This is a genomic window from Mycobacterium sp. NPDC049093, assembly GCF_040704635.1.
Lineage (GTDB): Bacteria > Actinomycetota > Actinomycetes > Mycobacteriales > Mycobacteriaceae > Mycobacterium.
Genome location: NZ_JBEZJS010000004.1, coordinates 745,025 through 766,710, shown reverse-complemented (window position 1 = coordinate 766,710; position 21,686 = coordinate 745,025). Strand labels below are relative to the sequence as shown.

The following is a 21,686-nucleotide window of genomic DNA, read 5'->3' as shown; positions in this document are numbered from 1 at the left end:
GGAACTGATGATTGATGTGTTGATGTCTGGCGCGTACGCGGAGTATCGCGGGAAGCGATTCCTGATCCTATTTGGTGCTGACGACTGGGTCGCACTGCATGCAGAACCGGATACTGAGATACCGGATGGGTTCGCGACCGGCGAAGCGTCCATGGGTCGTGGGTACTACCAGTCTTGGGTGAAGGTTCCCCGATCCGCCCTGGACGGCCTGGTGCACGTTCGAGTGAGCGGAAAGCTCTCCGGACATGCGGTGTCCCTGCAGAGCCAATTCCCTGACGGACAAATTGGGCTTGAATTCGTCGGTCCCCCCGCCATAGCTCGGGAACTTGGATTGGATGGCGACCAATACATGGGATGGACTGGTCTGGTAACGCCCGACAGGTTGACGGACATACAGGTGGAAGAGACCCGTCGTGCCTGACCCGCTAGTACTGCAGAAGCTGCATGCTGGCCCTATCGCTGGCGCCATCGTGGAAACGGGCCACGATCCGAGCTGCTTCTGCTCTCCGATGATCCCGCCGATGCGGAGCAGGTCGGAGCTGGACTCGTTGAACCCGGTGTCTATGAACTGATCGTGGACGCCCGTCGGTTGGCAAACGTGCGCGGCATCGAAAACCAGCTGGCTCCGGGTGATTTGACGCAGGATTTCCTCGGGCGCTCACGGAAGGAAATCGGCTCCCATGTTTTCGAGGTGGAGACGGCAAGTGGTGGGCGACGAAATCGATATCAACGAGGCGATTGCCCTGTACCTGAAGCACTACCCCGGTCGAAATGATGCAGAGTTTGCTTTATATTTTGGCTCGGCTGCAGCTGGGGTCGCCAAAGGCTCAGTTCGCGCGCTACTTGACGAGGCGATGAGTATCCAGCCTGACTGGAACTCGATGGACCTCAACGAGGCCGGTGACTACGTTGAATCAGTCATGCAGGATCACCATCCCGAGCTTTCGAGGAAGTCCTTAGACTGTATCGGCAACTACTTCACCTATCTGATGCGTTGATAGCCCAGATGTTGCCCGGATAGTTGATTTTGATCCCGAATCCATACTGAGGCAGTGATATTCGAGTGGTGAAGGTTTGGGAGGGGTCGATGACCGACAGCAACATCAGCCACGATGAGATCAATGAAGCGATCGTGTGGGCTCTTACGAACGGCAGCCCCAAAGGCGCACCGATCGTCAGCAAGGAAAACATGGCCAATCATTATGGGCCGGAACGAGCCGATGCGCTTCTTGGCGAGATCAGGCCCCTCCTCGAGGAGCTGATGGGAGTTACGGTGCATTGGCGGACGCAATCTTGGCAGGAAGCGGGCGATTACGCTCGAGACACGATGAGGGATCGCCATCCGTACCTGTCGGACGAGGCAGCGAGACGTCTTCGCGGATACTTTTTGTATCAAACGAGATGAGTCACTTCGCTCTCGGTTCAGGTCGAAGCTGGCAGGTCGGCTGACGCCTATGTGCTTGACCCACGCAAGCACATGCTGTCCATCTGCCTCCACGATGAATGACAGAACAGAACTCGCGCCCGTTGTCATCCTGTCGCGCTAACCTCCCGGCGTGGACGTTGGACTTTACGAATCCCTGCTCACCAACCGACTTGCCACTGCTCTGGCGGAGCATCCGGACCTACAGCCAGACTTCAGCACCGTCGACGACGCCGAGCAGGCGCTGACCATCGCCCGGCATCTGACGCCGCTCATCGAACGGCAGCTGAAGGCAGCGGGCAGTCCCGATGCACGAGCGGAACTGCTGCGCAAGATCCTTGGAGTGCTTGGCGATACCGATGCACAGCAAGAAGTGTTGCATCAGGACGATCCCGCGAAGATCTGTCGCCTGGACGCGGTAAGTCCGAAAACCCTCGGCACGGTTCAACTCCCACGTCCCGCGACGCCGTTGTCGGACGCCGCACTCATGACGAACGCCCGCAACGAACCGACGCTCGCGGCCGAGTTGCGGGCCGAGCTGGGCAGCGCCGACCACGTCGACCTGCTGTGTGCATTTGTGAAGTGGCAGGGCCTGCGCCTCCTGGAACGCGAGCTCATCGAACTGCGTGAACGCGGCGTGCCACTACGAGTCATCACCACCACATACTTGGGTGCCACCGACGCCCGCGCCCTCGATGCGTTGGTCAACGACTTCGGCGCCGAGGTGCGGGTCAACTACGAGACTGACCGAACCCGGTTGCACGCGAAGGCTTGGCTGCTGCGCCGCAACACCGGGTTCCACACCGCCTACGTCGGCTCGTCCAACCTCTCGCATGCTGCACTCGTCGACGGCCTGGAATGGAATGTGCGGCTCTCGGCGATCTCCACCCCACATCTGTTGGACAAGTTTCGTGCGACGTTCGACTCGTATTGGGAGAATCGCGAATTCGAGCCTTATCGCCCTGCTGAAGATTCAGAGAAGCTCAGGCTGGCGTTGGAGGTGGCCTCCGGTAAGAAGCAGCGGGACCCGTTGGTGGTCACGCTGTCCGGGCTGGAGGTCACCGCCAAGCCGTATCAAGCCGAACTGCTCGAACAACTGGATGCTGAACGCGCGCTGCATGATCGCCATCGCAACCTGATCGTGGCCGCCACCGGCACGGGAAAGACCGTGATCGCCGCGCTGGATTACCGCCGGCTCGTCCGAGAAGTTCACGGCCGCGACCTCACGCTGCTGTTTGTTGCGCACCGTAAGGAGATCCTGCAACAAGCGCGTCGGATGTATCAGGAGGTGCTTACCGACCCCCTGTTCGGTGAGTTGCTGGTCGATGGCGATCAACCGACCCGCTGGCGTCATGTGTTCGCCAGCATCCAATCCCTCACCGCGGACCGGTTTTCCAGCATTGAGCCCAACCACTTCGACATCGTGGTGATCGACGAGTTCCACCACGCTCAGGCCGCCTCCTACCGCCGACTGCTGGACCACATCGCGCCGATGGAACTGCTCGGACTGACCGCGACCCCGGAACGTGGTGACGGCATCGACGTGCGGGCATTCTTCGGTGGACGGGTGGCCGCCGAGCTCCGACTATGGGATGCGCTTGAGCAGAACCTGCTGTGCCCATTCCACTACTTCGGCATCCACGACGGCACCGACCTCGGAACACTGCAGTGGAAGCGCGGCGGCTACGACCTGGCAGAGCTAAACGAGATCTACACCGGCAACGACGCCCGGACGCGCATCGTGTTTGACCAACTGCAGGACAAAGTTGCCAATGTCGGAGCGATGCGGGCGCTCGGCTTCTGCGTGAGCGTCGAGCATGCCCGATACATGGCCGACCAGTTCGTCTCGGCCGGCATCCCGGCTCGAGCCATCGTTGGACTCGACGATTCCGCTGAGCGGCGTGTGGCTCTGGCAGCGCTCCGCAACGGCGACATCAACGTGCTGTTCACGATCGACCTATTCAACGAGGGCCTCGACATCCCGCTGGTCGACACAGTGCTGTTCCTGCGGCCCACCGAGAGCGCGACCGTATTCCTGCAGCAACTGGGGCGCGGCCTGCGGCTTGCACCCGGCAAGACTGTGTTGACGGCACTCGACTTCGTGGGTCACCAGCGCAAAGAGTTTCGGTTCGATCAGCGGTTCCGGGCGCTGACTGGGCTGGGTCGTAAGCAGCTGGAAAAGCAAGTCAAGGAAGGGTTTCCGTTCCTGCCATCGGGCAGCCAGATCGTGCTGGACTCTGTCGCCCGGGAGTTGGTGTTGGAGAACGTACGCCAGCAGGTGTCGCCGAAGAAGGCCGTGTTGGTGTCCGAGATTCGGGCACATTCCGACGACCGACTGGCGTCGTATCTGGACGAGTCGGGCCGCGGGCTCGAAGACATTCTGCGGGCGGACCGGTCGTGGACCACGCTGTGCCGAGATGCCGGGAAGCTGGGGGAGCAGCCTGGGCTCTGGGAGGCCGAATTGGTCAAACGGGTGAAGGCGCTGGCGCACGTGGATGACCAGCGTCGCTGGAAGGCCTACAGCGCGTTCCTGCAGGATTACCAAGCTGAGGACGGTGTCACCGGGGCCCGGTTGGCGGCCATGCTGTTCTACTCGTTGTTTCCCAACGGTGGTGGGTTCGGCAGTGTGGCAGAAGGACTCAGTGTTCTTCGCGATGAAGCAGTAGCTCAGGAGATGCGCCAGGTCATCGATATCGCGTTCGATGCTGCCCACCGCAGCACCTACGGCCTGTGGAATATGGGTGACGAATTCACGGACGTCCCGCTGGCGCTGCACGCGAGCTATTCGCGGGAGGAGATCCTGGCGGGGTTGGGCTTTGCATCGCAGAAGCGGACACCGAGCGCCATGAGGGAGGGCGTCGCGTGGTGCCCGGAGGTCAACGCTGACGCCTTCCTCATCACGCTGAAGAAATCCGACACCGACTACTTGCCGACCACGATGTACCGGGACTTCGCGCTGAGCCCGGAGTTGTTCCACTGGGAGTCGCAGTCCACGACGTCGGCAGCGTCACCAACCGGGCTGCGCTACATCCATCACCGTGAGCGCGGTTCCCACATTCTGCTTTTCGTGCGCGAGACGAAGACCAATGCGTTCGGTGCCGCGCCGTACATCTTCCTCGGACCGGCGGACTACGTGTCCCATGAGGGCGATCGGCCAATGGCGATCACGTGGCGTTTGCGTCAGACAATGCCGACCGAGGTGTACTTGGGGGCGCGGGCTGCGGTCGCGTGACCTCGGTGCTGCGTTCGCGCAACTGGTAGCTGAGTTTCGCATTTTCGGCCGGAAATGCCGCCGATGTGCTACGTGAATGTCGTGGTCGGCGAAGCTGGAAGTCCGTCCCACCACCTCTTGCGTACGGCAAGCATTCTGGATTTCAATACACAATTGAGATGCGTTGGTGTGCAGCCGCAACTGCAGAGTTGCGCGTCCGGTGCGGATCTCGGCGTCCGCACTAATCAACCGCTCGGCAGGGAAACATGACGGAGATGGGTAGGTAGTTGGCAAACCGCAGAGGCGGCCGAATCGAATGTCGAGGGTGTGTGCCGAGTTGTCGGACTGGGGGTCCATAATCATCGCTAATTGACGCGGGTGACGGGTGGCACTTTTTCCATCACGTGCGATCCGGACTTGTCACGAAGGAGGCACGATGGCTGCCGAGCATGAAACCGACAACGAGCGTTTGGTGCGTCGCGCGGTTAACCTCTTCACCTTCTTGAGCGGTGCCCAACAACTGCTGGTCAAGCCCGTCCGCACGGTCGACAAGTTTGAGCAGGCGATGTGGTTCGGCAATCTGCCCGAACACGAGGCGATCCGGTCGGCGCATCGCATGGCCGAGCTCGACGCCGAGACCCCGCTGCTCACGGTTGACCGGATCGCCAAACTTGATCCGCCGTCGGTGCCCGACGGCCTGGTGCCCTGGGTTGACGGTAAGGCCGACGACGCGAGCCGGGAGCCAACGATCCGCGAGGCGATCTACCGCGAAGAACCACTCCCGGACACAGGTGACGATGACGAGCCGGACATCGAGCGGCGCCGCGTCGAGCTGGCTGAGCACCCCGAGATCACGGAAGCGTTTGAAAGCTGGCTGACGGATTGGCGGCTGTGGGCCGAGCGGGAGCGTCGTGACGCGGCAGTCCGCGACGTCTACAAGGACCTCTTCGCGGTCCATCTGAAGTCCACGGATCACAGCGAGGAATTCGAGCTGGTCCTTGGCGTGGGCTGCCTGAGCTGGCGGCCCGAGGATCACGACCAGATTCAGCGGCACGTCGCGACCGCACCGATCGCGATCAATTTCGACGAGAACTCGGGTCGCCTCACGGTCGTCCAGGTCAGCGCGCAGGACGCGGTCACCATCGAGATTGCTGAGATGCTGGACCCGGCGCTCATCCCCAGCCCAGCGAAGATCGACGAGATCAAGGACCTCGCCGCCGATTATGACGGGCACCTGCTGGATCAGCCGGCGATCGGCGAGATTTGCCGCCGCTTGATCCACCGGCTGGATGCGGACGCGGAGTATGACGAGGACGAGGTCAGTGCTCCCACGGGAACGAACCCGCGTGGAGCATTCGCCCCGGCGATCATCGTGCGCCGCCGCACCAATCGCGGTTTGGTGCAGATCTACGAACAGATCGTCAGCCAGATTCGCAAGGCTGGCGAGGTGCCAGCGGGTGTGCTGCCGCTCATCGACCCGGATCGTCAACCGGAATCAACGCGATCGGGCGAGGTCCCGGGTGCCGTCGTCACCATCGATGAGGAGGATTTTCTTCCGCTGCCGGTCAATGACAAGCAGCGCCAAATCATCGACCGGGTTGATACGCGTGCGCAAACTGTGGTGCAGGGACCGCCCGGAACAGGGAAGACGCACACCGCGGCGGCCCTGGTGTCGCATCTGTTGGCCCAGGGTAAACGCATCCTGATCACCGCCCAGACCGATCGGGCGCTGCGTGAGGTTCGTGCGAAGCTGCCGCGCGAGATTCAATCCCTCGCGGTTGCGGTGATCGGTCAATCGCGTTCGGACATGGCAGATCTGCGTACCGCGGTGGATAACATCTCGCGGAGGGCCGATGACTTCGATGTGGCTGATTCTCAGCGGTCGATCGCCCGGCATGTCAGCACGATCGAGGATCTTCGCCGGCAACGCGCGGCCGTTCGCAACCGACTGCTGGCCGTCCGTCAGCAGGAGGTCGAGTCACGCACGGATGGTCCTGCCGAGGGCACATTGGCGGCCATCGCCTTTGACCATCTGCAGAACGAGGCGCACTACGAGTGGATCCGCGGGTTTGACGTCGACAAGGACGGCACCGGTTCTTCGGTGTCCACCACCGAAATCCAGCTGTGGCGCAGCCTGCTTCGCAGCCAGGACGTCGCCGCTAACGAGGCCGAGGCAACACGTGCGCTCCCGCAGACGGCATCGTTGAACTCCCCGCAAGATTTCGCTGCACTCGTCGCCGCTGAACAAAAGGCCTCGGTACGCAAAGACGGGTTCGCTGATCTGCTGGCGCATACGTCGTTCGAGTTCGTGCGCTCGCTCAGCACTGAACTTCGCGATGAGCTGCGTTCTCGCGTGTCCAACCTTGCCGAGCGGGCGGCCAACCTAGAACGCCGCGACGAGGCGTGGATGAACGACGCGCTGCGTGACGTGCGGACCGGCCGCCAGCAGGCCTGGTTGGCACGCTCCGCACAGGTCAAGTCGCTCGCGCACGCCACGGGCGAGCTCACTCGGCGGATCGGGCCGACCACCCGGGTGGTGGTCAGCGACGGCGATCTCGGTGTGCACCAACAGATTGCCAAGTCGCTTCTTGCCCACGTGGATTCCGGTGGCGCGATCAAGGTGCGTCCGGACGGGACTCCGAAGATCGGCGCGTTCACCTCCAAGACCGTGAAGCTCGCCGAGCCGTTCTTCGCCGCGGTGAAGATCAACGACCTGCCCGCCGTCACCAAGGAACAGCTGGTTGTCTTCATCGACTGGGTGGACGCCACCCGGACGATCATGGCGATGGATCAGGCCTGGCCGGCCACCGTGGAGATTCCCGACGAAGACACCCTCGACGAGAAGCTGCAGTGGCATCTGACCGAGGTCGAGCAGCTCGACAAGGTGCTGGCGCTCGGGGATCAGCTTGACGTTGAGCGGCAGTGGTTCCAGCGCAACAACCTTCCGGTGCCCGACTGGAACAACTTGGAGGATATCCGCCGGTACGCAGACCTGGTGGAGGCTGCGACGGCGGCCGATGACGCGCTCGCTGCAACATCGCCGATCGAGGTGCTGCAGAGCTATCTTCGCGCTCAAGCCCAGCAGGCCAACCCGCCGGCCATCACGCTGGAGTTGCTAGCTGCAGTCCGGGATCGCCACATCGACGGCTACGCCGAGTCGCACGAACGGCTCCAGCATCTACATCGGATCGCTGAATCGGTCGCCGACCGGGACCGAATTCGGCTGGAGCTCAACCGCTCAGCGCCGGTGCTGGCTGCCGAGATCGCCGCCAATCCCGATGCCGAGCAATGGGATAGCTGGCTGGCCTCCTACGAGCAGGCGTGGCGCTGGGAGATGACGGGACGCTGGATTCTTGCTCAAGACAGCGAGGACGCGAATGTGCTCAAGGTGAGCTTGAACGCCATCGAGGACCAGATCCGCAGCGAGGTGGAGCATTTGGCAGCCGAGCGGGCGTGGGGGCATGCGGTGGCACCTGATCGGATCACCGGCAGTGCGCGTGCCAACCTCACGCAGTACGCCCAGCTGGTGTCCCGGCTCGGCAAGGGCACGGGCAAGTACGCGTCCAAGCAGCGGGCGGCGATCGCTGAGGCGATGGACCGCTGCCGGCCGTCGGTGCCGGTGTGGATCATGCCGCTGTATCGCATCGCCGAGCAGGTGCGGGTGGAGCCCAACCTGTATGACGTGGTGATCGTCGACGAGGCGTCGCAGGCCGGGCTGGAAGCATCGTTCCTGCAGTACCTGGCGCCGAAGATGGTGGTTATCGGTGACGACAAACAAGTTTCACCGTCGGCGGTGGGTGTAGATCAACAGCAGCTGCGGGATCTCGCCGCCATGTATCTCAGCGACGACCCGTACCGGGAGTCGTGGCTGGACCCGAAGGTCAGCTACTTCGACGCGGCCAATATGCGCTTCGGCGGACGCATCACGCTCACCGAACACCGGCGCTGCGTGCCGGAGATCATCGGCTTCTCGAACCGCATTGCCTATGAGCCGGAAGGGATCAGCCTCGTACCGGTGCGCCAGTTCGGTGCCGAGCGGCTCGAACCCATCAAGGTTGTCTACCTCGATGAAGCCTACGAATCGCCGAACAAGACCAATGTCGTTGAGGCTCAGGCGATCGTCGACCAGATTCGCAAATGCCTGGCCGAGCCGCACTACGACGGGATGACGTTCGGGGTGATCTCGCTGCTGGGCAAGGAGCAGGCGAAGCTCATTGGGAATATGTTGCTTGATGCGGTACCGCCGGAGGAATGGTCGGCGCGTGAGCTGCGCTGTGGTGACGCCTCGGACTTCCAGGGTTCCGAGCGGGACATCATGTTTCTGTCGATGGTGAAAGCACCTGGAGCCGACAGACGGATGGGCGGCCTCACCCAGGCGCAGTATGTGCAGCGGTTTAACGTGGCGGCGTCCCGCGCGAAAGACCAAATGTGGGTGTACCACTCGATGCCCCGGGAAGCGTTAACCAACTCCGAGGACATGCGCTTCCAGCTGCTCGACTACTGCTACGGCGTGGCCAATCGGGTTCATGGTGACGTCGAGGGTGCGGTGACCACGGTTGTTCCCGAGGACGTGCCGGTTCCGCCGTTTGACTCCCTGTTTGAGCAGCGGGTGTTCAACCGGATCGTCAACCGGGGCTACACCGTGGTCCCGCAAGTTGAAGCCCTTGGCTACCGCATCGACATGGTGGTCACCGGCGCGAAAGGCCGGCTCGCGATCGAGTGTGACGGCGACTTCTGGCATGGCCCAGAGCAATACGAGAATGATCTGGCGCGGCAACGTGAACTGGAACGGTGCGGGTGGGAGTTCTTCCGCATCCGGGAGTCGGTGTTCTACGCGGATATGCCGGGAACGTTGCGGGCACTGTGGGACACCCTCGATGAGCTGGATATCCGGACCGCGGACTGGATTGATCCGAGCTTTGATGAGGACGAGTCGGAAACCGGTGAGCCGTCCGAAGACGATTCGGAAGCGTCTGCCACTCTTGAGGATTCGGTGCATACGTTGACGGGCCGAGTCGATGCAGTACTCGTCACCGAGCTGATTCCGCAGCACACCGAATCGGAATCGGTTGCTACACAGGGCAGGCACCGGGCGCCGGACGAGGATATCGTTGTTCCGCAACAGGACGCGGCCGTTGAATTGAGCATCGATACCGTGCGGGCAGATGATGGTCGTCAGTCATCAGTAGCCACAGATGATCCCGGTAATGCGGACAGCTCCCTGGCGCCGTACGTCGCGTTCAACGAAACCCTGCCCCCGGTTCAGGACACACCGCTGGCCGCGTTGGTGGCCAATGTGGTTCGCATCGTTGAGACCGAAGGGCCTGTGCTTGGACACCGTCTGCACGACGCCTACCGCAATGCCTATGGCGGGCAGCGTGTCGGCAAAGAGACCGCCCGACAGCTGAACAGGGCTATCGAGTTCGCTGTCAAGCGTGGCCAGATCATTGCGGACAATCCGCTTGGCCAACCCGGCGTCAAACCGAAGACGTTCCGGTTGCCGTCGCAGCCGGAGGTCGTTCAGCGTGAGCTCGGGCCGCGGACGCTCGGGCTGGTGCCGCCAAGCGAGCTGGCCTCCGACTTAGCCGAGTACGCCGGCGTGACTGCGTTGTCGGAAGACGAACTCTACAAGGCGGTGCTCGATGTGCTCGGGCTGAAGCGGCTTACCGATGTAGCACGATCTGTACTGAGTGACGCGCTGAAGCTGGTGCCGGACGTTGGGAGTATCGAGATGGTTGGACGCGAGGCAGGCGTGTGATGACTGCTTATACACAGTTACACAATCGAGTGGTCGGCTGCTGATGAATCGCGACATGGAGGACCTCAATCCCACCGGGTTCGAAGGTGCACCAGAGCCCGACCCAGTTCAATTCGTGGGCAGATCGGAGGCACGCCGTACCTGCCCAGCTCACTCGGAAATGTCGGTTACTCGCAATAGGCTGCGTCTGTGACTGGTGGGTTTCAACTGCAGGCAAAACGCGCGCAGCCGTGGCGGGCTGGCGCCTCACTCCCTACGGGGGTCGCCCTCGAACAAGTTCTATACGGGCCAGACCCGGCGGGCCCGGGCGGGCTGGGCTTCCAAGTTGCCACGGCCACGATCCATTCCGGCCGCTCAGCCCCCAGCCTTGGCGACCTTCGCGCCCTCTATCGACTCCGTGCCGGCACGGGCACGACGCCAACCGTCATCGCTGTTACTAACGGCTCCGTCGCATGGCTGATCGGACCTTCCACGGAACAGAGTCGTGATCCACTCCCGCACGAGCTTGCCCAGCGGTACCTGCAATCCGTGCTGCAGGAACCGAACACGCAATCTGCCTACAACCGAATGATCTCGCTAAGCCACGCGAGCGAGACAACGATGATTCCAGGCGTCACCAACTCTGGTCTATTTGCGTCTCATCACCTGCGCGAGAATGCTCCGCACCGGCCGGACTGGGGGGAAGCGACTGCGGTCGCGGCCGCCGCTCTCACCAAACGTGGGGCGCAATTGATTCAGGCACTCAGTTTCAAGTCCGAACAGGCCACGGGAGGGATTCAAATTCTCTCGGGCGTTAGCGGCCCGCCGTCAGCGGTGGCAGTTGTCCTGGACGACACTGAGCATTTCGAGGCGACGTCACAGCGTTTCCAATTATCGCCGGTTGCATTCGGTCTCAAAGTCGCTATGAGTCGCGAAATCCCATGGCTGATTGTTCTGCGCCGAGACCAGATCCGCATTTACCCCGGCAGGGACGGGGTGGGCGTTGGCCAAAAGGGTCAGACCGAGACCTACTTCGAACTCGACCTGGCTGCCCTAGACTCGGACTACGCCGCGCTGCTTCCCCTGGTTTTTTCGGCTGCAGCCGTCCAACCCGATGGCAGTGCGCACCAGCTCTTAGACGAGTCGGCTCGATTCGCAAGTGCGCTTGGAGCGCGTCTTCGCGACCGCATCTATGTCGAAGTCGTTCCACCACTTGCAACGGCGGTTGCCCAACATCTCTCGGCCCAGGGACATCCCCTGGATGGCCCAGGCCTAAATCTCGCCTACCGGGTGACCCTGCGAATCCTGTTCCGATTGCTGTTCCAGGCATACGCAGAGGACCGTGGGCTTCTTCCCTCGGGACGAAACGAGAGATACGACGCGAATTCGCTCAAGGCCGCGGCGCAGCGGGACCTCGATACTGATCCAAGTGATTTCAGCGCCGACGGCAGTCAGCTCTGGATGGACCTTGCGCAGGTTTGGAATGCGATCGACAAAGGCAACAAGCTCTGGCAAGTTCCGGCGTACAACGGGGGCCTCTTTTCCGGGGATCCTGCTATCAGCAAAGAAGGAGCGATCCTCGCGACCCTTACGCTGCCCGACGCGATTATCGGTCCAGCGCTGCAACATCTTCTGGTCGACGAATCTGAAGACGGCACCCGCGGCCCCGTCGACTTCCGTTCGCTCTCGGTCCGCGAGTTCGGGACGATTTACGAAGGGCTGCTTGAGTCGTCCCTATCCGTTGCCGAGCAAGACCTCACAGTTGATGCTAACGGGGCATGGGTGCCAGCTAAGCGTGGAGAACCGGTGGAGGCGACCGCCGGATCTGTCTACTTCCACAGTGCCAGCGGCGAGCGAAAGGCAACCGGCAGCTACTTCACGCCCAAATTCGTCGTCGACCATCTGATCGAACGCTCGCTCGCACCAGCTCTTGAAGCGCATCTAGCCCAGGTCACCGAGCTCCTAATGAATGGTGACGAAGTAGCCGCGGAACGGTTGTTCTTCGACTTCCGCGTCGCAGATCTTTCAATGGGATCAGGGCACTTTCTTGTCGCAGCGATCGACAAGATCGAAGCGTTGATGCGCAACTTCCTTACTGAGCACTCGCTGCTTGGCATCCAGAGTGAGCTCCTGCGTCTTGCTGAAGTGGCGAAGAACGCGCTCGGTGATGACGAGGTGGCGAAGTCCGAAGTCGATAATGTGGCGCTACTTCGCCGGCAGATTGCGCGCCGCTGCATTTATGGACTTGATGTCAATGACATGTCCGTTGAGCTTGCCCGCTTAGCGATGTGGATCCACACGTTTGTCCCCGGGCTCCCCATGAGCAACCTGGATCATGGTCTGGTCTGTGCAAACTCGTTGACCGGTATAGGCACCGTCGAGGAAGCACTCGAAGCGCTCCAGCCCGGTCGCCGCCCGGGGGAACAGACATTTTTTGACGATGTCATTACGGACTCGCTGATCTCGGCCAAAACTCTGCTTACCGACATGGCCGACGCAGGCGAAGCTGATAAGCAGCAGGTGGCTGAGGCAGCGGCCTTGCTCGCGCAAGCGCGACAAGCGGCAGAGCCGACCCGCCACATCTTCGATACTGCAGTCGCAACCCGGATTGGCCGAATCTCTGCGGGCTCCATCATGGCGACTGCCGACATCGACGCCCATATTGCAAGTGGGCTGCTCGATGAGATTCACGAGCAGCTAAAGCCGGCACACATGCCGTACCTATTTCCCGAAGTATTTCTCCGAGACAACCCTGGGTTTGATGTCATCCTTGGCAACCCACCCTATGAAGAACTCCAGGTTGAAGAACCCAAGTTTTGGCTTCGTGCACGCCCCGGGTTGCTCGGCCTCAACGCCGCTGCTCAACGCGCAGAAGTGAAGCGGCTGCGGACCGACCGCGCTGATTTGCTGCCGGAGCTTGAACGGGAAGTGGCGGAAGTGGCTGCTATGCGCAAGGTGCTTCTCGCTGGTCCTTATCCCGGCCTGGGTACGGGAGATATCGACCTCTATCAAGCGTTCGCGTGGCGCTTTTGGCAACTCCTACGTACTTCAGGGTACTTGGGAGTTATCACCGCACGAACACTGTTCAATAGCGCTGGAGGTGTTGAGTGGCGGAAGGCAACACTTTCGACAACATCTGCTGAGTTGATCGTCCTAACAAACTCAGCACGGTGGGTCTTCAAAGGCGCACACCCTCAATATTCGTTCTGCATGATTTCAGTTGCCAAGGTTGACGACGGCGACGGTGAGTTGCGGCTAGCTGGCCCGTTCCATACCCTCGGTAAGTTCATCGCCGGCAAGTCGAACCTCGGTGCGATTACGTTCAAGACTTTGGAAGCTGCGTCGGCCGGCGCAGCAATTCCTAATCTCCCCGACAGCGAGTCGGTCGCGATATTCAGGAAAATGCGCGGGGCGCGACGATTGGATACTCGTAGGCCCGGCTGGGACTTTCGCCCTGTGGCCGAGTTCCACGCCACCAACGACCGTTCCACATTCGACGCAGGCGAGGGCAAGGGACGCATCCCCGTCTGCCCTGGCCGTGGTTTCAACATCTGGGAACCCGAAACAGGTGAAGTGTATGCGTGGGCCGATCCCAAGACAGTCGAGGACGCCCTCTTCACGAAACGTCAGAATCAAGTACGGCGGGCACGGTCGGCATTTCATGGTCTTCCACATCAGATCGTTGCCGACCGGTCGACTTTGCCGTTTCACCATCCAAGAATCGCATTCCGAGATGTGGCCAGAGCAACGGACACGCGGACCTGTATTGCAGCGCTGATCCCACCGGAGACGATCTGTCAGAACAGCGCACCGTACCTCCTGGTGCGCAGTGGAGGACCCCGCGAAACATCATTCTTGCTCGCTGTGCTCTCGTCCATTCCTCTTGATTGGTACGCCCGCTTGTATGTGGAACTCCATTTGAACCTTCACATATTCAACGGATTGCCTATCCCTGAGTTCGACGGCGGTTCCCCGTTGTGCATTCGGACCGTTGAGGTCGCTGGCCGTCTCGCAGCAATCGATGGCCGCTTCGCTGATTGGGCGGCCGAGGTTGGCGTGCCTGTGGGATCTGTGGAAAGGCAAGCAGACAAAGACGATCTCATCGCTGAGCTCGATGCCCTGGTCTCCTTGCTCTACGGGCTTACCGAGCACCAGGTAGAGCATGTGTTCGCCACCTTCCATCGGGGTTGGCGTTACGAGCCACGTCTCGCTGCCGTTTTGAAGCACTTCACAACCTGGAGGACCAAGGCATGACTGCTGGGCTCCCGGACTTCGCCACCAACTACGGCCCTGACGGACTTCGCGTCGCAGACGAGGTCAATCGTCTGTTCAAGATCCAGCGGGAAAACCTCGCGACCCCTCCACCGCTCGCCATCGTCACGGCCTACATCAACCCCGGTGGATTCATTCTTCTGGCAGATGAGCTGGAGCAAGCACCTCGGGTGCGCCTGCTCCTCGGAGCTGAGCCAGATGAGGAAACCGTCCGAGCGCTCACTCCGCCAGCTTCGGCCGATCAGGACGAACGTCGTCACGAGGCGGTCACCACGCACGAGGCCTGGCTTAAGTCGGAACGTGACACGATGGGTTTCGAGCGAGAGTCGACACAGGCAGCTCAACGCATGGTCGAGTGGCTCCGCTCCATGACTGACGACGGCGGGGCTCGAGTCGAAGTTCGGCGCTACACACAGGGCTTTTTGCACGGCAAGGCCTACATCGTCGATCACACCATCTTCGATGCCGCAATCGCCGGCTCGTCCAACATGACCTACGCGGGGCTCGCCCACAACGCCGAGCTCAACCTCGGAACGCTAGCGTCTACTCCCGCGGCGCATAAGGTCATCGACTGGTTCAACGCGCGTTGGGACCAATCAGACTCGTACGACCTCGCCGCTCTCTACGCAGGCCAGTGGGCACCGCACAGCCCCTGGGAGGTATTCCTCCGGATGCTCTGGGAGCTTTACGCCGAGCACCTGGACGAGGAGAAAACTCCAGCACGGACCTTCGGCAGGCTTACACGCTTCCAATCGGACGGCGTTACCCGGATGCGACGCCTACTCGATGAACTCGGTGGAGTGCTCGTCGCAGACGAAGTAGGTTTAGGCAAAACCTTTCTCGCAGGCGAGGTCATCCATGAAGCGAACGAGGTGAATCGCCAGCGCGTACTCGTTATTGCCCCCGCCGCACTCGTGAAGTCAATGTGGGAACCATTTCTCACGAAGCACGGATTTTCCCGATTGACTCAGGTGTATTCGTACGAACAGGTCCGTGACCGGATGGACCCCGCGCATGCCGAACATGCCTCCTTTCGTGCAGAGGTCCAGGACTTCGCGCTTGTGGTCGTCGACGAAGCCCACAATCTGCGCAACGCGGGCGCGGCGCGCTCGCAGGCCGTGGACCGGGTGATTCTGGATGGGGTGCACCCGAAGAAAGTCGTGCTACTTACCGCGACGCCGGTCAATAACTCGCTGACTGACCTTGAAGTCTTGATCCGTTATTTCGTCCGGGACGACGCTCATTTCGCTTCTGTCGGTATCCCGTCTATACGCCAGTACATTCGCAATGCGCAGGCGCTAAATCCACAGGACTTAACTCCGGCCCACCTTTTCGATCTGATGGACCAAGTCGCGGTTCGGCGCACGCGCAAGTTCGTCAAAGAGCATTACCCGAACGAGCAAATTATTGGCCCGGATGGTCAACCTCAATTCATTCGCTTCCCCGCGCCCAAAGTGCGACGGATCGACTATGACCTTGACGGGGCCGGCCTTAACCTCGTCGATTCGATGATCTACGCCCTCGACCCGCCTGAGCCCACTGATCCACCTGACCCTTTAAAACTGACTCTGGCTCGATATACGCCAAGTGCCTACCTTCTCACTGGTCAAGCGCTCGGGTATCAAGTCTCCAACGCAGGACTGCTCCGCTCAGCCTTGTTGAAGCGGTTGGAATCATCACCGCAAGCGCTAAAGAGCACGCTGGAGACGCTTATCGCCGCGCACGAAACTTTCCTCGATTCGCTCAGCAAAGGGTGGGTCCTCATCGGCGACGCGTTACGCGAATGGGGTTCCTCAGAGTCCGACGACCTTGACCAGTACGTGGCTGATCTTGACCTCGACCGCAGGGATCAAGCGGAACGCGCGGACCAATATCGCACCGATGCCCTAGCTGCTGCGGTTGGCGCTGATCTCGAGTTGCTCCAGCATCTGCACGCACTGACGGACACGGCCATCCATGACACCGAGCCTAAAGTCCAAACACTCTTGGCCGAGCTCGAACGCATCGCGAGGGCCGCGCAGCGACCAGACAAGGACGGCATTAGTAGTGGGGACCGACGGAAGGTCCTGGTCTTTTCCACGTACTCCGACACGATCGTCGCAGTTCACGAGGAGGTGCAGAAAGCTATCAACTTGGCGTCCGTCGATTCACCGCTCGCCGCTTACAAGGGCCGGCTAGCGCCGCCAATCATGGGCGCCTACAAGTCGATCCATAAACGTGGCGAGTCTGGCGGCGTCGACCAGGGCGGTCGTGCAGCAACCGTTGAGGGTTTCGCCCCGAAGACGGCCTCACGTCTGCGCGACGACGGCACTCCGACAGCTAAAGATGAGTTTGATTTGTTGCTCACTACCGATGTACTGGCGGAAGGCGTGAACCTGCAACAGGCGGGACACATCATCAACTTCGACCTCCCATGGAATCCCATGCGAATTGTGCAGCGCCACGGTCGCATTGACCGCATTGGCTCCCACTTCAAAGAAGTGCAACTGGGTGTGTTCTTCCCGGCTGAGCGCCTCGATGCGATGCTCGGACTCGAAACTCGCCTCGTCGAGAAACTCGCCCAGGCGGCGGCTGCGGTCGGCACGGGTCACGTCTTGCCGGGCCAAGCTGCGTCACCTGACGTAATCCTCGCCGACCCTGACGAGGCTGTCGAGCAGATCGAGGAGCTCGTAAAGCTTGGCGGCTCGAGCGCTGCACTTTCCGGCGAGGAATATCGGCGCAGGCTGTTTAACTCAACTCAACAGGATCCGCTCCTGTCAGCAGCATTCAAGAATCTGCCGTATGGATCGGGCTCTGGCTTCGAGAACCCGCGGGTAGATGGCAATGGTTACGTTTTCTGCGTAAAGGTGGCTGACCATCCTCAGCCTTGGTTCCGATACGTCCGATGTGACGAAGAGTGGCGCGTGGAAGTCACCGAGGACTTGGAACCGGCCGTCTTCACAGACACACTCGCCTCGCTCATCGCGGCCGATCCTGGCACTAAAGACATTGACCGCTGGATGACCGACGAGGTCTACGACAAGGCATTCGACGCCTGGGCGGTGGCCCGCGAATCTGCGTGGGAGGCGTGGGAGCTGTTGACTGATCCTCTGAACCTGCAGCCTGATGTCCCTAAGGCTTTTCGCGATGCGGCAGACCTCGTGCTCCGCGCCGGCGGTTTCCTCGGTCCCGAGGAACAGACCGAACTCCGCCTACGCCTGGGCGCCGTTCCCTCCGCAAAGGTCGCACGCGAGGTTCGTGGCGCTCTGAATGACGGCAACACGAATGAACAACAAATCACTCTCGTTAAGGCCGTTCTCGATGAATACGGAATTCAGGTCCCGCCCCCGCCAGAACCGCTTCCGTACGTCAACCTAGAGGAAGTCCGCCTTGTCGCTTGGATGGCTGTCAAGGGCAAGCCCAGCGTCACGTAGCGATGGCGCATTGTTTGAGGGCTCCGTCCTTTTGGCGCCGCGGGAGTCAACAATTGCTCTGCTTGAATAGTTCTGATAATGAGGCTAACTCCCCCGAGCGATCGGCGTGGTTGAAGTCGCGGTTCTCGCCCTTCTAGACGACTAACCTCCCCAAACCTGATTATCGAGAGGCTCCATGTCACAGCCGTTGATCACCCCGTCGAAGCTGACTGCGTGGCTCAACTGCGCCCACTATTTGACATTGCGTGGGCAGGTGGATGCTGGCCTCGTCGATGACCCCAAGCCGATCTTCGGCTCCTTCGCTCGACTACTCGCGGACAAGGGCCTGGTCCACGAGCAAGACTGCCTGCAGCATTATCGGCGCGAGGGATTGTCGATTCTGGAGGTCCCGGAGCGAGACGCGCGTGAACAGTTCGGTGACTGGGTGGGCCGTGTCGGAAGCCCGTTCGGTGGAGACTGGGATGTGCTGTACCAGATGCCGTTCATTCACGGCGGCATCCGAGGCATCGCGGACTTCGTCATCCGCGTCAGCGACCCGGAATCCGGCGCGATCTCGTACGAACCCGTCGATGCGAAACTCACCCGTACCGAGGCCAAGCCCGGCCACGTGCTGCAGCTATGCTTCTACGCCGAGGCAATCGAGGCGCTCACGGGCACGCCGGTTCAACGAGTGCACATCTGGCTGGGCTCCGGCGAAGTGGAAACACTGCGCGTCAATGAGTTTCGTCCCTACTGGCGCAGACTACGGTCCCAGCTGGCTGTGGCCATCGACACCGGACCGGACTCAACCACCGTCCCGCAGCCCTGTGCACACTGTCCGTTCTGCGAGTTCAACGCCGTGTGCGAGGACCGATGGCGTGCCGAGGACTCGTTGATCTACGTCGCCGGCATTCGCCAGCTCGAAATCGCTGCGCTCGTGGAGGCGGAGCTACCGACGCTGACCCAACTGGCGCAGGTTGTGGAGCCAGTCGAGGGAATGAATGCCAATCGGCTCACCAGGCTCGTTGGACAGGCCGCCCTCCAAATGCAGGCCCACTCCGATCTCGAAGTGCCGCCACCATTTTCGATAGTTCCCCCGAGTGAGGAGCCCGTATGGGGCCGCGGGCTAGAGGAAATGCCTGCACCCGATGACGGCGACGTCTTCCTGGACTTCGAGGGCCATCCCTTTTGGCGTGCCGACTCCGGCCTCTTCTTTCTGTTCGGGCTCGTGGAACGTGACGACAAGGGTGACTGGTCATATCGCACCTGGTGGGCGCACGACCTGAAGCAGGAGGCCGTCGCGGTCCGCGAGTTGGTGCATTATCTCGACGGACGACGCCGCGATTTTCCCAACATGCACGTCTACCACTACAACCACACCGAGCGTTCAGCCCTGCAACGCATGGCGGAATCACATGGAGTGGTTGAGTCGGAACTGACCGAGTTGGTGTGTACCGGAGCGTTCGTCGACCTCTACCGCGTCATCCTCAATGGATTTCAGGTCGGCGCCGAGTCGTACGGCCTGAAGTCAGTGGAGCGACTCACCGAGTACGAGCGCAGCCACGACATCGACAAGGGTGCCGGCGCAGTGGTTCAGTACGAGCGCTTCATGGCCCAGCGCGACGAGGCGGAACTTAGTGCCATCGCCGCGTACAACGAGGACGACGTTCGGGCGACTCTGGCGCTGCGCGACTGGTTGCTCGCCCATCGCCCGGCCGCTCTTCCCTTCCGTGATGCGGTGATCGAGCCAGAGCCGGGTGTTCCCGAACTCAACGAACGTGTCGTGCAACTACATGAGTTCGGCGAAGGAACGCTCCAGTTCTTCCTCGGCGACCTGCTGGGCTACTGGTGGCGAGAGTGGTTGGCTTACATCGTCCCGCGGATGCTCAAACTGCAGGCCGAGCCCGCCGATCTGCTGGCAGATCCGGAAGTGATCGCGGAGTTGGCCTGCGTTGAGCTGATCGAGCGGACCGGTAAACGTGGCCAACCCATCACTCCGCTGATGCGGTTCCGGTTTCCCGACCAGACCCTGGAGCGTTTTCCTCGCGACGGAGGCCGGGTAATCTTGCTTGACCAGGATGGGAACCGCTTGTATTCCAGCATCGAGCGACTTGATCGAACGGGTAATGAAGTGGACTTGACCTGGGGCGAAAAGTTGCGTGAGTTGCCCGCCCCTCCCGGATCGGTTGTCCTTGACGACTGGGTGGACGCGAAACCGAAGGCGCTTGCCCTGCAGGCATTTGCGGACGACATCCTCGATGGACGCCCAGCCAACCGCGTCACGCTGGCGCTTCTGAGTCGTGAGCTGCCACGCTTCGCTGGGCCTGGACCCGTAGGTGGCGTGTTCAGTGATGACCTCGACGCGATGGCGCGCTGGGTGACGCAGCTCGACCACAGTTTCGTCGCGATTCAGGGGCCACCTGGTGCGGGGAAGACACACAATGCGGCTCACCTGATTTACGCATTGATCACGACCGGCCGGCGAGTCGGAATCACAGCCACCAGCCACGTCGCCATCACCCACCTGCTGGAGAAAGTGATTGCAGTGTTCGAAGAACACGGGAATGGCGATGCTCTACGTGCGATTCAGAAACCGGCCGCTGGTGCCGGAGCACCGGCCGGCGTGACGCTCGCCAGTGACAATCCGTCCTGTGCACGAACGGATTTCAACCTCGTCGCAGGAACGGCATGGCTTTTCGCCTCCAACGTCATGGCACAGGAGCCGGTCGACGTACTCATCATCGATGAGGCCGGTCAGCTATCGCTCGCCGACGCGTTGGCCGCGTCGCGCACCGCCCACAATCTGATCCTCCTGGGTGACCCACTGCAGCTGCCGCAGGTAGCACAGGCCTCGCACCCGCGCGATAGTGGACGGAGCGTGCTCGAACACGTGGTGGGGGAGGATGTCACCCTGGCTAACGACCGCGGCGTGTTCCTGTCGACAACGTGGCGGATGCACCCCGACGTGTGTGCTTTCATCTCGGAGCAGATCTACGAAGGCCGACTGACGTACCACCCGAATTGTGCGCGGCAATCCACCACGGCGGGAACAGGTTTGCGCTGGATTGCCGCGGCGCACGATGGAAATACGACCAGCTCGATGGAAGAGGCCGATTTGATTGCGGCACAGCTGCTTCAGCTCATCGGGACCACCTGGGTAAACTTCGACGGAGCCGAGAAGGAATTGACGGTCACAGATTTCATGGTGGTCGCGCCCTACAACGACCAAGTCCGCGCCATCCGGGAGCGCCTCGCCGCAGACCCGCGGATCGCGGGCGTGCCGGTCGGAACCGTGGACAAGTTCCAGGGTAAGGAAGCCGCCGTCGTGTTCTTCAGCATGACGACGTCGAGCGGCGACAACGCGGTCCGTGGGATGGATTTTCTCTTCTCCCGCAATCGCCTCAACGTGGCCGTCAGCCGCGCTCGCTGTCTCGCCTACTTGGTGTGCACCGAGCAATTGCTCAACACCCGCGCGCGCACGGTCGCCGACATGCGGCTACTCGCGACACTCAATGCCTTCGTTGAGCACGCAACTCGTCAGGCAGGAGCGCCGGCCGCATGACCGCACCGCCGCGGCTCCGTATCCCAAACGCCTAAGCAATGTCGTACTTCGATGACACGCTGGTGCTCGCTGTGTTCAGGGGTAAGGAG

At 61.3% G+C, this 21,686-nt stretch carries 8 protein-coding genes; all 8 read left to right on the top strand.

Annotated features, from left to right (window positions below; translation table 11 throughout):
- Positions 1 to 7: 7 nt before the first annotated feature.
- Positions 8 to 421, top strand: a complete 414-nt coding sequence (locus tag AB0876_RS19330) for a UCP033725 family protein (protein ID WP_526042663.1) — start codon at positions 8 to 10, stop codon at positions 419 to 421.
- 283 nt (positions 422 to 704) lie between these two features.
- On the top strand, positions 705 to 998 hold the full coding sequence (locus AB0876_RS19325; protein ID WP_526042662.1) for a hypothetical protein: 294 nt from the start codon (positions 705 to 707) through the stop codon (positions 996 to 998).
- 89 nt (positions 999 to 1,087) lie between these two features.
- Positions 1,088 to 1,405 carry a hypothetical protein gene (locus AB0876_RS19320; RefSeq protein WP_526042661.1) on the top strand — a complete coding sequence of 106 codons (318 nt, stop codon included), beginning with the start codon at positions 1,088 to 1,090 and terminating at the stop codon, positions 1,403 to 1,405.
- Between the two features lie 151 nt (positions 1,406 to 1,556).
- Entirely contained in the window at positions 1,557 to 4,655 is a 3,099-nt protein-coding gene (locus tag AB0876_RS19315) for a DEAD/DEAH box helicase (RefSeq protein WP_526042660.1), read from the top strand.
- A 415-nt stretch (positions 4,656 to 5,070) separates the two neighbouring features.
- Positions 5,071 to 10,392, top strand: a complete 5,322-nt coding sequence (locus tag AB0876_RS19310) for a PDDEXK-like endonuclease domain-containing protein (protein ID WP_526042659.1) — start codon at positions 5,071 to 5,073, stop codon at positions 10,390 to 10,392.
- 189 nt (positions 10,393 to 10,581) lie between these two features.
- Positions 10,582 to 14,625, top strand: coding sequence for an Eco57I restriction-modification methylase domain-containing protein (locus AB0876_RS19305; RefSeq protein WP_526042658.1), 4,044 nt, complete (start codon positions 10,582 to 10,584; stop codon positions 14,623 to 14,625).
- Entirely contained in the window at positions 14,622 to 18,056 is a 3,435-nt protein-coding gene (locus tag AB0876_RS19300) for an SNF2-related protein (RefSeq protein ID WP_526042657.1), read from the top strand. The genes AB0876_RS19305 and AB0876_RS19300 overlap by 4 nt, the downstream gene beginning before the upstream one ends.
- Before the next feature lie 175 nt (positions 18,057 to 18,231).
- Entirely contained in the window at positions 18,232 to 21,597 is a 3,366-nt protein-coding gene (locus AB0876_RS19295) for a TM0106 family RecB-like putative nuclease (RefSeq protein ID WP_526042656.1), read from the top strand.
- The last annotated feature ends 89 nt before the right edge of the window (positions 21,598 to 21,686 follow it).

What these genes read in the sequence shown, in the direction of transcription:
- AB0876_RS19310 (WP_526042659.1), top strand. Translation starts at nt 5,071, where the DNA reads ATGGCTGCCGAGCATGAAACCGACAACGAGCGTTTGGTGCGTCGCGCG.
- AB0876_RS19330 (WP_526042663.1), top strand. Translation starts at nt 8, where the DNA reads ATGATTGATGTGTTGATGTCTGGCGCGTACGCGGAGTATCGCGGGAAG.
- AB0876_RS19320 (WP_526042661.1), top strand. Translation starts at nt 1,088, where the DNA reads ATGACCGACAGCAACATCAGCCACGATGAGATCAATGAAGCGATCGTG.
- AB0876_RS19295 (WP_526042656.1), top strand. Translation starts at nt 18,232, where the DNA reads ATGTCACAGCCGTTGATCACCCCGTCGAAGCTGACTGCGTGGCTCAAC.
- AB0876_RS19300 (WP_526042657.1), top strand. Translation starts at nt 14,622, where the DNA reads ATGACTGCTGGGCTCCCGGACTTCGCCACCAACTACGGCCCTGACGGA.